Below are 14680 nucleotides of genomic sequence, written 5' to 3' on the forward strand. Positions count from 1 at the left end.
TTATTTTAAAAAGTAGGGGAGAAGAGAATATGACGATTTTGGACATGCTAAATAAAATGAATGAGAATAATAAATTAATGGCTAAATCATTAGAAATTATTAAAGACAATTATACAAGTTTAGTAAATGACAATTATGAATTGACTCTTGATGAAAATAGAGAATTAAGCGTAAAGATTCCTAGTCTTGAAAGAAGAAATGAATATGTATATAAAAGTGTGGCTGAGTACCCTTATCCATTAATTATGTGCATGAGAATCTTAGAAAGTAGTAATGTTGAAAGATATAACTATATGTTGTCTAAATTCATGGATTTATATAGAGATAAGTTGGATTTGTTATTTAAGGATGTACATATCGTTGATACATTAAAGGCGAAAATAGTAAAAACTAAAGATAGAATAGATTACGTAACATATTATTCAATAGCTACAGGAGCTATTGGTGCAGTATTATTAATTATATTCAATTTTACTAACAATGTAAAAAATGCAATTACAATAGGAATTATAGTTTTTTTTATTCTTGCCTTATTCATGCAGATTACAAAAGAAAGCCAAGTGAAAAAGATAGTTGATGCATATATAAGTTTAATAAAAACAGAATGGTATCAAAAAGAATTAAATAAGCAATATACATACCTTTGCAATTTTATAGAATAATATAAATTCATTTTCATTAACTAAATATCCTATACAAAAAAACTTACTAAAAATTTATTTAGTAAGTTTTTTTTGTATTTAGGAAATTATAATATAATTAAATCAGCGGATAACGTTTATATTAATCTATTTTACTAGGGTTAAATACTATAAAAGAATAAAAAATGTCATTTACTATGCTTAAATATTTTTTCTTAAAGATGATGATTCAACAAATACAAATTTATCTGGTCTATGACGAGATTCTGTATATTCAAAAAGTTTACCGGAATCAGTATAAGCATATGTTTTTACGACAGCAACACAATCATATGTACCTAAATCTAAAAATCTTTTATCCAATTCTGTTGCATGTTCAACAACAATAATCTTTTTTGAAGCAAGAATTTTTGTATTTAAATCTTTTTCAATATATTCATACACGGAATTTTGAGCAATTTCTATAGTCAAATCTTTTGCTACATCAGCACTAAAATAATTTACATCAAGAATAATTGGTTCATTATCATAAAATCTTATTCTATGAAGGTGATATACTTCAGTATCTAGTTTTAAAGCAGTTATTCTTGATAAGGATTCATCTATAGTTATTTTTGAGAAATGCACAACACTGGTAGTGAATTTCTTTTTTGTATGTAATTCTTGTAATCCGAGTAGATTACCAATAGGAAGTTCTATTGATTCTCTGCTTTCTAGTATGATTACGCCCTTTCCTTTAACGCTTTTAACATATCCATCTTTACTCAGTTCATTAATTGCTCTTCTAACAGTATTTCTACTACATTCGAATTTGTCAACTAATTCCATTTCGGTTGGAAGCATCATAGAATTATCATACTTACCACTATCTATATTGCTTTTTAATATGTGATATATATCTTTGAATTTTACATTAGGCAAAGTTAACACTCCCTTAAGTTATCTTGGGGTATATATGCTGCAATTGGATTTCTACATCTTATACTTAATTGAGCGTTTATCCAACTAGAATTTTAAATGCAGATTTATCATTGGAGCACATATAAAATATTTGTACCTTTATAGGATTCGATGAATATATTATACTTTATTTTTTTTAATAAGTTAACTAAATAATTAAAATAATAAGGCGATAAATTACTTAGTGTAATTTATTACTATAAGATAATGTCAGGTACTTCAATACCTAAATAATTTGCATTGTACACAAATAACACTATATAGATAACAAATTTTAAAACTGAATTTGTATGGTAACTTACCTAAATCATAAATATTTTTGTTATGAAAAGCTATGAAAATATATTTATGATTTCTAGTAAAGATATGAATTTGAAACTTTAATAGATTTGTAAATTTAAACTTGATTTGAGAGTTATTAAAATGATAGAAAATCTAAAATTTGAATAGGTTATTTGAACAAATTTAAAATGTGTTTAAACATATTTTGAATTTGTTTTATATAATAAAATGGCTTTAATACTGAATATTAAACATTTTCAAGAAATTTGTTTAAACAAATATTAAAAATATTATTGACTATATGTTTAAAATAGATTATTATGATATTGTAAACATTTAAATGTTAGGTTTAATATAAAATTTATTAATTAATTGTTCAATTGGACTAATACAAAACAAAATTGTATTAATATTCATGAACTTATTCTTTAAAGTAATAAAAATCAAATTGGAGGTTTTAATGATGGGGAAATTTCAAAATGATGCAAAAGAACTATTAAAGCTAGTTGGTGGAAAAGAAAACATCTCAGCAGTTACACATTGTGTTACTAGAATGAGATTTGTATTAAACGATCCAAGTAAAGCTGGCGTAAGTGAAATTGAAAAATTAAAAAGTGTAAAAGGAACATTTACACAAGCAGGGCAGTTCCAAGTTATAATTGGGAATGAAGTATCAACATTTTATAATGACTTTATAGCAGTTTCAGGAATAGATGGAGTAAGTAAAGATGCAGTAAAAGATGTTGCTAAAAACAACATGACTTTTATACAAAAGCTTATGGCAAATATAGCAGAAATATTTTCACCACTTATTCCAGCAATCATCGTTGGAGGTTTGATTTTAGGATTTAGAAATGTTATCGGAGATATGAAATTATTAGAAGGCGGAACAAAATCTTTAGTTGAAGTATCTCAGTTCTGGGCTGGGACAAACAGTTTCTTATGGTTAATTGGAGAAGCCATATTCCACTTCCTACCAGTAGGTATTACATGGTCAATTACAAAGAAAATGGGGACAACCCAAATTCTTGGTATAGTTTTAGGTATTACATTAGTTTCACCACAACTTTTAAACGCATATGCAGTGGCAAGTACACCAGCTGATAAAATACCTTTCTGGGATTTCGGATTTGCACATGTAAACATGATTGGATATCAAGCACAAGTTATACCAGCTATACTTGCAGGTTTTGCATTAGTATTTCTTGAAAGAGGCGCAAGAAAGATAAGTCCAGCATCAATATCAATGATAGTTGTACCATTCTTTGCTTTAGTACCAGCTGTTTTGATAGCTCATATTGTTATAGGACCTATAGGTTGGGCAATTGGTGCAGCGATTTCAAAAGTAGTATATGGTGGATTAACATCTTCATTTGGAATGATTTTTGCAGCAATCTTTGGATTCCTTTATGCACCACTTGTTATTACAGGACTTCACCACATGACAAATGCAATAGATCTTCAATTAATGGCACAATTTGGAGGAACATCACTTTGGCCAATGATAGCATTATCTAATATCGCACAAGGTTCAGCAGTTTTAGCTATGATATATTTACAAAGAAAGAATCAAGAAGCTCAAGAAGTTAATGTACCAGCTTGTATTTCAGCTTACCTTGGAGTTACTGAACCGGCAATGTTTGGTGTTAACTTAAAGCATGGATTCCCATTCTTCTGTGGAATGGCAGGATCAGCAATAGCAGCAATAATTTCAGTTGGAAGTGGCGTAATGGCAAACTCAATCGGTGTTGGAGGACTTCCAGGTATATTATCAATAAAACCAGCGTTCATGATGATATTTGCATTAGCAATGCTTGTAGCAGTAGTAGTACCATTTGTTCTTACAGTAATTGTAGGGAAAAAGAAAGCAATAAGCTAGGATTGGAAGGAAGAAATTATGAAGGATTTTAAGAAAAGTACTATCTATCAAATATATCCTAAATCATTTTATGATACAAACGGTGATGGAATTGGAGATTTAAACGGAGTAATAGAAAAATTAGATTATTTAAAAAATTTAGGTATAGATTATATATGGCTTACTCCTTTTTATCCTTCTCCTCAAGTAGATAACGGATATGATATCTCTGATTACTATAATATTGACCCAAGCTTTGGTACATTAGAAGATTTTGAAAAATTAGTACAAGAAGCAGAAAAAAGAGATATATATGTAATGCTTGATATGGTACTTAATCATACATCAACAGAACATAAATGGTTCAAAAAAGCTATAAGCGGAGATAGAAAATATAAAGATTTCTATATATTTAAAGAATCAGAAAAAGATAAACCACCTACAAATTGGAAATCTAAATTTGGTGGGAATGCATGGGAATATGTAGAAAAGTTTGATGAATATTATCTACATCTTTTTGATAGAACTCAGGCAGATTTGAATTGGGATAATGACGAAGTTAGAAATGAGATTTATGGTGTTGTTAACTTTTGGCTTAAAAAAGGTGTCAAAGGATTAAGATTTGATGTTATAAATTTAATTTCAAAACCAGAAAAGTTTGAAAGTGATACAGAAGGTGATGGAAGAAGATTCTATACAGATGGTCCTAAAATTCATGACTATCTCCACGAGCTTAATGAAAATACCTATGGAAAATATGAAAATATTGTAACTGTAGGAGAAATGTCATCAACTTCTCTTGAGAATTGTATAAGATATTCTAATCCAGAAGAAAAGGAATTATCAATGGTATTTAATTTTCATCATTTAAAAGTTGATTACTATAAAGGCGATAAATGGACTGTTATGGATTTTGACTTTATGAAGTTGAAGGCGTTATTTAAAACTTGGCAAGAAGAAATTCAAAATGGGTGGAATGCTCTGTTTTGGTGTAATCATGATCAGCCTAGAATAGTTTCTAGGTTTGGAAATGACAAAGAATATTTAAAAGAAAGTGCTAAAATGCTGGCAACTACAATACACATGATGAGGGGGACTCCATATGTGTATCAAGGTGAAGAGATTGGAATGATAAACCCTTATTTCGATAGCATAGAGAAGTATAGAGATGTAGAATCTATAAATTATTATAATATTTTAAAAGAGCAAGGAAAATCTGAAGAAGAGATATTACAGATTTTAAAAGCAAAATCTCGTGATAATTCTAGAACTCCAGTACAATGGGATGATAGTGAAAATGCTGGGTTTACTAAAGGTGAACCATGGATACCTGTTAGCAGTGAATATAAAAGAATAAATGTTGAACAAGCATTAAAGGATGAAGATTCGATTTTCTATCATTATCAAAAGCTAATAAGGTTGAGAAAAGATTATGAAGTGATTTCAAATGGAAGTATAAAGTTCATTCTTGAAGAAAATAATAAAGTACTTTCATATGTAAGAAATTTAGGCGACGCTACAGTACTTGTCATAAATAATTTTTATGAAGAAAGTGCAAAAGTAGAGATTCCAGATGAATATGCAAATAAAAGTGCTAAGAGTAAAATATTAATATCAAATTATAAAGATAGTAGTGTATTAAATAAAGAGTTAAATTTAAGACCATTTGAATCAATTGTATATCATATATAGAAATTACAGTAGCAACTGCTCAGCAAATGGGCGGTTGTTACTTTTTTGTACAGAAATTTATAGGAGATTCCAGCGTTAATACATGAGTTTATAATCTTTTATGTGTGCAGTTTATATATAGAGAGAAAAGATGAAGTTAAAGTTAGTTATATTAATATTTAACGAAGTGGCTGGTGGTTTTAGAAGATAAGTCTTATAAGTATAGGAATTAATATAAAAGCTATATTAATATATCTTATGAATTAGTATAATAATTAAATAAGATATATTATTGAGAAGGAAGGTGGATTAGCTCTGGGTATACTATTAAAGTATGCTGCAGACTAAAATGTAATTATGAATGAAAAGATTAGTACTATAATAAATGAAATGATAAAATACTATGCAAAAGATCCAAGAAGGGTTAATCACTTTTTAAAGGTATTTTCTTTTGCTAAATCTATAGGGGAACTTGAAAATGTAGATAAGAAGACTCAGGAAATTTTAGAAGTAGCTGCAGTAATGCATGATATAGGAATAAAAGTTAGTGAAGAAAAATATAATTCTTCTGCTGGAAATTATCAAGAACTTGAAGGGCCTCCAGTTGCAAAGGAAATGCTTTCAAAATTTAATTTTAGTGAAGAATTTATTGAAAGAGTATGCTATTTGATTGGGCATCATCATACATATAGCAAAATTGATGGCATTGACTATCAAATATTAATAGAAGCTGATTTTTTAGTTAATATTTATGAAGATGAAATAAAAACTCCTCAAATTGAAAGTATAAAAAATAAATACTTTAAAACAAAATCAGGAACAGAATTTTTAAATAGCTTATACCTGTAATATAAAATAAGGGGTAATAAAATGATAGAATATAAAAATTTAGATAGAGAAATTATTAGAGAAATTTCAGAAGTTTATGTAAAAGCTTTTAATTGTGAACCGTGGAATGACAAATGGACTATTGAAAGTGCATCTAAACGCATATCTCAGATGATAAATTGCGAAGGGTTTAATGGACTGGTTGCATTTGATGAGGAAAAATTAGTGGGAATGATACTTGGAAGCATTGAATATTATTATGATGCAGTACTTTTTCAAATTAAAGAACTTTGTGTAGACCATAAAATTAAAGGTGCAGGTATAGGTTCAAAGTTGCTGAGTGAATTTATAACAAGATTAAAAGCTAAGGGGATAGATAGAGTGATTTTGCTGACACTTAAAACTAATGAAACAGAAGGTTTTTATAAGAAGCATGGATTCAAAACTTTTGAGAATGTGATAATGATGGGAAAGGAAATCTAAAAAATATATAATATCATCGAACTGGTTTTTATATGTAAATAAACTGTCTAAAATTATATATGGGTATTCTGAAGAATAGATATTTAAATATTCTTCAGAATATCTATTGTTAGGAATATTAGAATATAGAACACTTAATCATATATTCTAATTATTCTCTAGAATCGTAACTAGCACATTTAGTTTCAGTATATAATTGGGCTCCATTACCTGCTACTTGTATAGAATCTAGGCTACAAAGTTTGTTAGTGTTATGATTACATGTTTCAACGTTGCAAGTTAGAGCATCGCATTTTCCTTGAGAATTAGTATTATTAGTTAAGTCGCTATAATGAGATTCTTGTAAAAATGAACCGCAGCAAGTTCCTCTTTCACTACTTGCAGACATTCCACCAATATCAACTCTATTTGAATAGCAAACTCCACTATTGTTGTGTGAACAATTATTTACTTCACAATTAATTTTTTCCACAAAAAACACACTCCTTTAAGTTAAATCTTAATCTAGTTATAATATTATTTGCTAAAGTATCTATCAAGTAAGCCTTTAAATGCTTTACCATGTCTTGCTTCATCTTTACACATTTCATGAACAGTATCATGTATAGCATCTAGATTATGCTCCTTAGCTAAGGTTGCAAGTTTCTTTTTGCCTTCGCAAGCACCATATTCAGCTTCAACTCTAGCACTTAAATTAGATTTAGTATCAGGAACAACAACTTCCCCTAAAAGTTCTGCGAATTTAGCAGCATGTTCTGCTTCTTCATAAGCAATTCTTTTATATGCTTCACCTACTTCAGGATAACCTTCACGGTCAGCTTGACGGGACATTGCTAAGTACATTCCGACTTCAGTACATTCACCTATGAAATTAGCTCTTAAACCTTCTAATAATTCATCATTAAGACCGCCGGCAATACCAATTCTATGTTCATCAGCAAAATTTAATGAGTCAGTCATTTCCTTGAATTTGTCAGCACCTGCTTTACAGATAGGACAAACGTCTGGTGGTGTGTCACCTTCATGGATATAACCACAAATAGTACAAACAAATCTTTTCATTTAAAATTCCTCCATAAACTATTATTGTATTTTTTAGGTATTAAACAACCTTAAAAATAGTATTACCAATTAAAACAAAAATATTAATATATAATTTTTATTAATTAAATTATTCAGGTGTCGTATAATTTTCTAAATATGTTATAATTTATTGGAGTGAGTTAAGAGTGATAAACAAGGAGGAATTTTTACTTGAATAACAATTTTGAATATATATTATTTGATTTAGATGGAACACTTACTGATTCTGGCGAAGGAATAACTAAATCAGTTCAATATGCTTTAAAGTCTTTTGGAATTTTAGTTGATGACCTTAAAGAATTAAACAAATTTATTGGACCACCTTTAAAGGATTCGTTTAAAGAATATTATAACTTCGATGAGGAAAAAGCACAGCTTGGATTGGTAAAATACAGAGAATATTTTGCTGAAAAAGGTATCTATGAAAATAAGTTATATGATGGAATACCAGAACTTCTAGAGGTACTTAAGAAAAATAATAAAAAAATTGTACTTGCTACATCAAAACCAGAAGTGTATGCAAGGCAAATTTTACAATATTTTAAAATTGATAAATATTTTGATTTTGCAGCTGGAGCAGACTTTGAAGAAACAAGAGTAAATAAAGGTGATGTAATAAAATATGCTTTACAAGAGGCTAATATTGCAGACTTATCAAAGGTTATCATGGTAGGAGACAGAGAACATGATATTATCGGCGCAAAAGAAAATAATATAAAATCAGTGGGAGTTCTTTATGGTTTTGGAGATGTTATTGAACTAACCCAAGCCAGAGCAGAATATATAGTTAAGGATACAGAAGAACTATTGAATATTCTTCTTTAAAAAATTATAAATCAGTTATATAAGGATAATTATGTTGATACCTTCAATACTCAGTAAAGAAATATAAAAATTAATTTTATTGTAACATCAGTTACGGAAGTAATGTGGAATAAACATTATAATAAGATTAAAGATAAACAATAAAAACTTAAAAGATAACTTATTAAGACATATGAGAGGAGAATGTCAACATGATAACTAAGGATTTAACAATAGGAGAAGTAATTCGTATAAAGGAAAATGCACCACAAATTTTAATGAGCTTTGGAATGGGATGTGTTGGATGCCCATCTGCACAAGCTGAAACAATTGAAGATGCAGTTAAAGTTCATGGAATAAATTTAGAAGAATTATTAGAACAATTAAATAAATAATATACTTAATAGAAAGGCTGCTTAAAACTAAGCGGTCCTTTTTTGTGTAAAGAAAATCATAGATATTTATAAATCATAAAATCTAGATTATAATATCAAATAAAGGATTTTAGCTGAAAGGGGGAAAAACATTGACTTTGCAACAATTAAAATATGCTCTTGAAATTGCAAGGTACGGGTCAATAAACGAGGCAGCTAAAAAATTATTTATATCTCAGCCAAGTCTATCTAATTCAATAAGAGAACTTGAAAGTGAACTGGGAATTGTAATATTTGAGAGGACAAATAGAGGAATTAGCATTTCTTCAGATGGGATTGAATTCTTAGGGTATGCTCGCCAAATAAGTGAACAAGCTGAATTTATTGAGGACCGCTATCATGGAAGAAGAGAAAAGATTATGCATTTCTCTGTGTCAACTCAGCATTATGCTTTTGTTGTAAATGCATTTACAAAACTCTTAAAAGAAATTGAAACAAATCAGTATGAGTTTAATTTAAGAGAAACAAAGACATATGAAATAATAGATGATGTAAAAACTCTTCGTAGTGATGTTGGGATTTTATATATTAATGAAGTGAACTCTAAGGTTATGAATAGAATTTTTAGTGATAGTAATTTGAAATTCACTCCGCTTTTTAATGCAAACCCACATATAATCATAAGTAACAATCATCCTCTTTCTACTAAAGAAAGTGTTACTACTAATGAGATGTTAGAATTTACTTATATAACATTTGAACAGGGAATTAATAATTCATTTAATTTTTCAGAAGAAATGATGAACATGACTAATGTTCCGAAAAGTATTAAAGTTATTGATAGAGCAACACTTTCAACTTTATTAACCAGTACAGATAGTTATACAATTGGAACAGGATTTATAGACTCTGATTTTGATGAAAGCAAACTTAAAGCAATACCAATAGAATGTGATGAAATTTTCACAGTTGGATGGATAGCCCATAAGGATATTAAGCTTAATAAAATAACAATGCGCTACATTGAGATTTTAAACGAAATTATTTCAACAAATTATTTAGACTTAAATTATTATCTGTTATAGCAGTTTAAATGGAGGAAAATATGAGTAATGAGATTATAGGTACAAAGAGAAATAGTCCACCTTTTCGATATGATATAGTTGGAAGTTTTCTTAGAACTGATGAAATTAAGATTGCACGGAAACAATATAATAGTGGAGAGATAAATGCTGAAGAGCTGAAAAATGTTGAAGATATAGAAATAAGGAAGCTTATAGAAAAGGAAAAAGAAATAGGATTAATAGCTGTTACTGATGGAGAGTTTAGGAGATCTTGGTGGCATCTTGATTTTTTTGTTGGAATTGAAGGTACAAAGAAAATAATATTAAATCAAGGAGGAAGTGTTCAGGGATCTAGAACAAAAGCTGAAAGCTTTCAAATTGTTGATAAGATAAGATTTAATAGGCATCCAATGTTAGAGCATTTTAAGTATTTAAATAGCATTGTTAAAGATCAAAATATTGCTAAATTTACTATTCCATCACCATCTCTATTTCATTTTGTTCAAAGTCACAATAAAAATAATGTATATAGTAGTGATGAAGAGCTGATGGAAGACATTATTAGTGTTTACAAATCTGCAATAAAGGAGTTTTACGATGCAGGCTGTCGTTATTTGCAGCTTGATGATACTGCGTGGGGAACCCTATGTAGTGAAAGACACAGAAGTTATTTTAGAAGTCAGGGAATTGACCCAGAAGCTCTTTCAAAGAATTATGTAAGATTGATAAATGAGAGCATTAAAGAAAAACCAGAAGATATGATCATAACTTTGCATGTTTGCCGTGGGAATCTACATTCAATAGGATTTGCATCAGGTGGATATGAACCTATTGCAGAAGAATTATTTTCTAATGCTAAGGTGGATGGATTCTTTCTTGAATACGATAGTGAAAGATGCGGAGATTTTAAGCCGCTAAGATTTATAAATGATCAGTTTGTTGTATTGGGAGTTGTAACAACAAAGCATGGAGGCCTTGAAAGTAAAGAGCAATTAAAAAATCGTATTGCAGAAGCTTCTCAATATGTAGATATTAATAAACTTTGCCTAAGCCCACAGTGCGGTTTTGCATCAACAGAAGAGGGAAATATAATTACTGAAGAAGAACAATGGGAGAAAATTAAACTTGTTATTGAAACAGCTAATGAAATTTGGAAGTTATAGATTTTCATAAGGGTGACTCTGTATATTGCTAATATATCTTAGGAATATGCGGAGTTGTTTTTTATTCTTTAGGAACAGCTAATGAAAGCAAAGCCTTCACAAAGCATAATGAAAATAGTTCTATTTTGGTAGGAAATTATATTATTAGATAAGCTGTGGATATTGTATGCCCTTTGGCAATATAAATTATGAGAAGGGCTAATTTATAAATTCGTCCTTTAGAAGTGAATTTGTTTGCTATAGGAAAAAATTATAGCTGGTAATAGTTTTTTGAAGTTACCTTACATGAGGTTAAACATGCTATACTGATTTCAAGAATAAAGCAAGGCAATTAAGGGGGATTAAAAAAATGAGTATAGAATTTAAAAATGCAAAACAAAGAAGTGTTGCACCATTTAGGGCTGATATTGTAGGAAGTTTTTTACGACCAGAGGTTATTAAAGAGGCGCGAGCTAAATTTCAAAATCAAGAAATTTCAAGTAATGAATTAAGAAGAATAGAAGATGAAGAAATAATAAAATTAGTGAAAAAACAAAAGGAACTTGGACTTAAAGCAGTAACAGATGGAGAATTTAGGCGCTCATGGTGGCATCTTGATTTTATGTGGGGATTAGATGGGGTAGAAAAACGTGTACTAGAAACAGGTTATAAATTTAATGGGCTAGAAACTAGAGCAGAAACAGCCACATTAACAGGAAAAATAGATTTTAGTAATCATCCGATGGTTGAACATTATAAATTTTTAAAGAGTATCTCGGGAGATGATGTAGTCGCTAGACAGACTATTCCAGCACCAGCACAATTTCTTGCAGAACTTCAACGTGGTGAAAATAAGGAGATTACAGAATCTATTTATAAAAACATAGATGAGCTAATTTTAGATATTGCAAATGCTTACAAAAAAGCTATTAAAGCATTTTATAACGAAGGTTGCAGAAATCTTCAACTTGACGATTGTACTTGGGGTATGCTTTGTGATAAAAAATATTGGGAAGCTAGACAACAAGAAGGCGTAGATACAAATGATATTGCTAAACTATACGCAAAGGTAAACAACTTAGCAATTGAAGATCATCCTGAAGATTTGGTTATTACAATGCATGTTTGCCGTGGAAATTATAATTCAACATGGGCAGGATCTGGCGGATATGAACCAGTAGCAGAAATTCTTTTTGGAACTGTAAATGTAGATGGATTTTATCTAGAGTATGATACAGATCGTGCAGGAGATTTTGCACCATTAAGGTTTATTAAAAATCAACAAGTAGTTTTAGGGTTAATAAGTTCCAAGACAGGAATATTAGAAAATAAAGAAGAAGTTAGAGAAAGAATTAGAGAAGCAACAAAATGCGTAGATATTAACCAAGTTTGCTTAAGTCCACAATGTGGTTTTGCCTCTACTGAGGAGGGAAATATTCTAACAGAAGAGGAGCAATGGAATAAGATAAAGTTAGTAAGAGAAATTTCAGAAGAAATTTGGAAATAAAAATATATGATTTCTTCCTTAAGTGAGTATAATATAATTATATTTATAGGCTAATTTGAAAGATAAAAAGCAAATTAGAAGGAGGATTCAAATGAGAGTAATGACCTTTAATTTAAGACGCGATGTTCCTATAGATTTTAATGATAGATGGAATACTAGAAGGAGCTTAATTTATAACGTAATAAATGAGTATAAATGCGATATAATAGGGGTTCAGGAAATTAAAGATAATATGCTTAATGATATTAAAGAAAATATTGAGGGATATAATATTATTGGAGCTCCAAGAGGGAAAAAAGTTTCTTCCGAAAGGAACAGTTTATTAATCTCTAGAAATTATTTAATTGAAGATTATAAAACTTTCTGGCTATCTGAAACTCCAGATAAGATAGGAAGCCGCGTATGGTACTCATATCTTCCAAGAATTTGCACAACAGCCATTTTACAAATGGATAATGGAAGAAGAGTTAGGGTTTGTAATACTCATTTAGATAATCTGCTTCCAAAGGCAAGAATGTATGGTTTAAGAAAAATTCTAGAATTTATAGAAGATGAAAAATTTCCTGTTATACTAATGGGAGATTTTAATGATAGACCTAATAGTAAGTTGATTAAAAGTCTTAAAGAGGGGAAAATATCAAGTAAAAAATTATTACCAGTACAAGACGTAAACATGGGTTTATATAATGAATCTACAATAGGAAATTTCAAAAGGTCAGGAAAAGGGCTTCATATAGATTATATATTTGTATCGGAGGAAATAGATGTGGTTAATGCTGAAATAATTAAATATAATGATAACGGGAAGTATCCCTCTGATCATTACCCTTTAATGGCAGATATAGTAATAAATTAAATATATAAAAATTGAAATAAAGCATTAGTAAAAAAAACTTGGAATTCTAAGATTATGAATCCAAGTTTTTTTTATTGTCTAGGAAAGTATAAAAAAATTGAATTTTGAAAGCTAGTTATATGAATGGTTAAGAGGATGTTGGCTTGTAAAAATATGATTAAGAAAATAAATCATATTCGCCTACATAAAATGTTCTTATATGCACAATACGGAACTTAACAACAGTCGCCTGCGATTTTTTTACTTCTCTAGAATTTTATATTATAGTGGAATCTCAAGCTACACAGCCGGCGGAGATTTTGTTGTTATGGGATTTTTAGTAAATTAACAAGTTGAAATTATATTTTGTTGATTATACTGGATATAAATACATAATACCCCAATTAACTTTAAAGTGAAGAAAAAATATTATATAATAGTATATATTGTAAATAAATTAAAAATAAAATAAAAAAATATATTATTAATATAAAGGAGAATAAATTTATTGTCGAAATTAGAGAAATGTGTATGCGTAACATACATATGTTTAGCAATTGTCTTAGGTGGGCTTGCAGCTTATTGTAAAGTAACATTTGGAGAAATAAATTACAGCGGCTTAATAGCTAGAAAAGATAAGAAGCCCTCTGATGTAAATGTGAATACTACTAATAACAATGAGAGCATAGAAAAAGTATTAATTGCCGCACCTAAAGTGCCGATAAAAGCAGAATTAACAGCCTACTGTAATTGCGCTATATGTTCAGAAGCCTGGGGCTCAGAAACTGCAATGCAGACTCATACTAGAGTTGGAACTATAGCTGTACCTAAAAACATTCCGTTAGGAAGTAAAATATATATTCCGGATTTAAAAGATTACAAAGATGACGGTATTTTTGATGCAGAAGATAGAGGTGGCGCAGTTAAAGTTAAAAGCGATGGCACCTATATAATAGATGTGTGGCTTCCAACCCATGAGCAAGTCAAGGAATTTGGAAGAAAAAAGACTACAGTTTATTTAATAAAATAATAGTAGCTTGAAGTTTTTCTAATATTCAATTAAAATTATGTTAGTATGAGGAAATAAAGCAAGAAAAAAATAGAATATATATATTGTAAAAATAGTCCTTTATCATAATTCTAAAAAA

Annotated in this window: 15 protein-coding genes; 12 read left to right on the forward strand and 3 right to left on the reverse strand. The window is 29.2% G+C overall.

Going from position 1 to position 14680, the window contains the following annotated elements; all coding sequences use genetic code 11:
* Nucleotides 1-29: 29 nt before the first annotated feature.
* On the forward strand, nucleotides 30-662 hold the full coding sequence (locus tag L1S46_RS09955; RefSeq protein WP_238899870.1) for a hypothetical protein: 633 nt from the start codon (nucleotides 30-32) through the stop codon (nucleotides 660-662).
* A gap of 180 nt (nucleotides 663-842) precedes the next feature.
* Here the strand turns inward: L1S46_RS09955 and L1S46_RS09960 are convergent, their stop codons facing one another.
* Nucleotides 843-1562: a UTRA domain-containing protein gene (locus tag L1S46_RS09960; protein WP_238899871.1), complete on the reverse strand. Its 720-nt coding sequence runs from the start codon at nucleotides 1560-1562 to the stop codon at nucleotides 843-845.
* 784 nt (nucleotides 1563-2346) lie between these two features.
* On the opposite strand from L1S46_RS09960, the gene treP reads away from it, so the two are divergent.
* From treP to L1S46_RS09980, 4 genes are all read left to right on the forward strand, one after another.
* Nucleotides 2347-3762 carry a PTS system trehalose-specific EIIBC component gene (gene treP / locus L1S46_RS09965; RefSeq protein WP_023976630.1) on the forward strand — a complete coding sequence of 472 codons (1416 nt, stop codon included), beginning with the start codon at nucleotides 2347-2349 and terminating at the stop codon, nucleotides 3760-3762.
* Nucleotides 3763-3780: 18 nt separating this feature from the next.
* On the forward strand, nucleotides 3781-5433 hold the full coding sequence (gene treC / locus L1S46_RS09970) for an alpha,alpha-phosphotrehalase (RefSeq protein ID WP_238899872.1): 1653 nt from the start codon (nucleotides 3781-3783) through the stop codon (nucleotides 5431-5433).
* Between the two features lie 336 nt (nucleotides 5434-5769).
* Complete coding sequence (locus L1S46_RS09975; RefSeq protein WP_238899873.1) at nucleotides 5770-6261, forward strand: HD domain-containing protein; 492 nt, start codon at nucleotides 5770-5772, stop codon at nucleotides 6259-6261.
* A gap of 21 nt (nucleotides 6262-6282) precedes the next feature.
* Complete coding sequence (locus tag L1S46_RS09980) at nucleotides 6283-6723, forward strand: GNAT family N-acetyltransferase (RefSeq protein WP_238899874.1); 441 nt, start codon at nucleotides 6283-6285, stop codon at nucleotides 6721-6723.
* A gap of 151 nt (nucleotides 6724-6874) precedes the next feature.
* Here L1S46_RS09980 and L1S46_RS09985 read toward each other — a convergent pair whose 3' ends face one another.
* Both L1S46_RS09985 and L1S46_RS09990 read right to left on the reverse strand, forming a co-directional pair.
* Nucleotides 6875-7195 (reverse strand): DUF1540 domain-containing protein, encoded by a 321-nt coding sequence (locus L1S46_RS09985; protein ID WP_012058540.1) that lies wholly within the window; start codon nucleotides 7193-7195, stop codon nucleotides 6875-6877.
* A gap of 44 nt (nucleotides 7196-7239) precedes the next feature.
* A complete protein-coding gene (locus tag L1S46_RS09990) occupies nucleotides 7240-7785 on the reverse strand; it encodes an NADH peroxidase (RefSeq protein ID WP_017209325.1) in 546 nt (181 codons plus the stop codon).
* Nucleotides 7786-7977: 192 nt separating this feature from the next.
* On the opposite strand from L1S46_RS09990, the gene L1S46_RS09995 reads away from it, so the two are divergent.
* The 7 genes from L1S46_RS09995 to L1S46_RS10025 all read left to right on the forward strand — a co-directional run bounded on the left by L1S46_RS09995 (nucleotide 7978) and on the right by L1S46_RS10025 (nucleotide 14562).
* Nucleotides 7978-8631: an HAD family hydrolase gene (locus L1S46_RS09995; RefSeq protein ID WP_238899875.1), complete on the forward strand. Its 654-nt coding sequence runs from the start codon at nucleotides 7978-7980 to the stop codon at nucleotides 8629-8631.
* Between the two features lie 191 nt (nucleotides 8632-8822).
* Nucleotides 8823-9005 carry a DUF1858 domain-containing protein gene (locus tag L1S46_RS10000; RefSeq protein ID WP_077840636.1) on the forward strand — a complete coding sequence of 61 codons (183 nt, stop codon included), beginning with the start codon at nucleotides 8823-8825 and terminating at the stop codon, nucleotides 9003-9005.
* Between the two features lie 131 nt (nucleotides 9006-9136).
* Entirely contained in the window at nucleotides 9137-10069 is a 933-nt protein-coding gene (locus tag L1S46_RS10005) for a LysR family transcriptional regulator (RefSeq protein WP_238899876.1), read from the forward strand.
* A 20-nt stretch (nucleotides 10070-10089) separates the two neighbouring features.
* Entirely contained in the window at nucleotides 10090-11211 is a 1122-nt protein-coding gene (locus L1S46_RS10010; RefSeq protein WP_077306640.1) for a 5-methyltetrahydropteroyltriglutamate--homocysteine S-methyltransferase, read from the forward strand.
* 349 nt (nucleotides 11212-11560) lie between these two features.
* Complete coding sequence (locus tag L1S46_RS10015) at nucleotides 11561-12697, forward strand: 5-methyltetrahydropteroyltriglutamate--homocysteine S-methyltransferase (protein ID WP_236898294.1); 1137 nt, start codon at nucleotides 11561-11563, stop codon at nucleotides 12695-12697.
* Nucleotides 12698-12788: 91 nt separating this feature from the next.
* On the forward strand, nucleotides 12789-13553 hold the full coding sequence (locus L1S46_RS10020; protein WP_238899877.1) for an endonuclease/exonuclease/phosphatase family protein: 765 nt from the start codon (nucleotides 12789-12791) through the stop codon (nucleotides 13551-13553).
* A 487-nt stretch (nucleotides 13554-14040) separates the two neighbouring features.
* On the forward strand, nucleotides 14041-14562 hold the full coding sequence (locus L1S46_RS10025; protein ID WP_238899878.1) for a 3D domain-containing protein: 522 nt from the start codon (nucleotides 14041-14043) through the stop codon (nucleotides 14560-14562).
* Nucleotides 14563-14680 lie beyond the last annotated feature (118 nt).

It is taken from the genome of Clostridium sp. YIM B02500, from assembly GCF_022324665.1.
Taxonomy (GTDB): domain Bacteria; phylum Bacillota; class Clostridia; order Clostridiales; family Clostridiaceae; genus Clostridium; species Clostridium beijerinckii.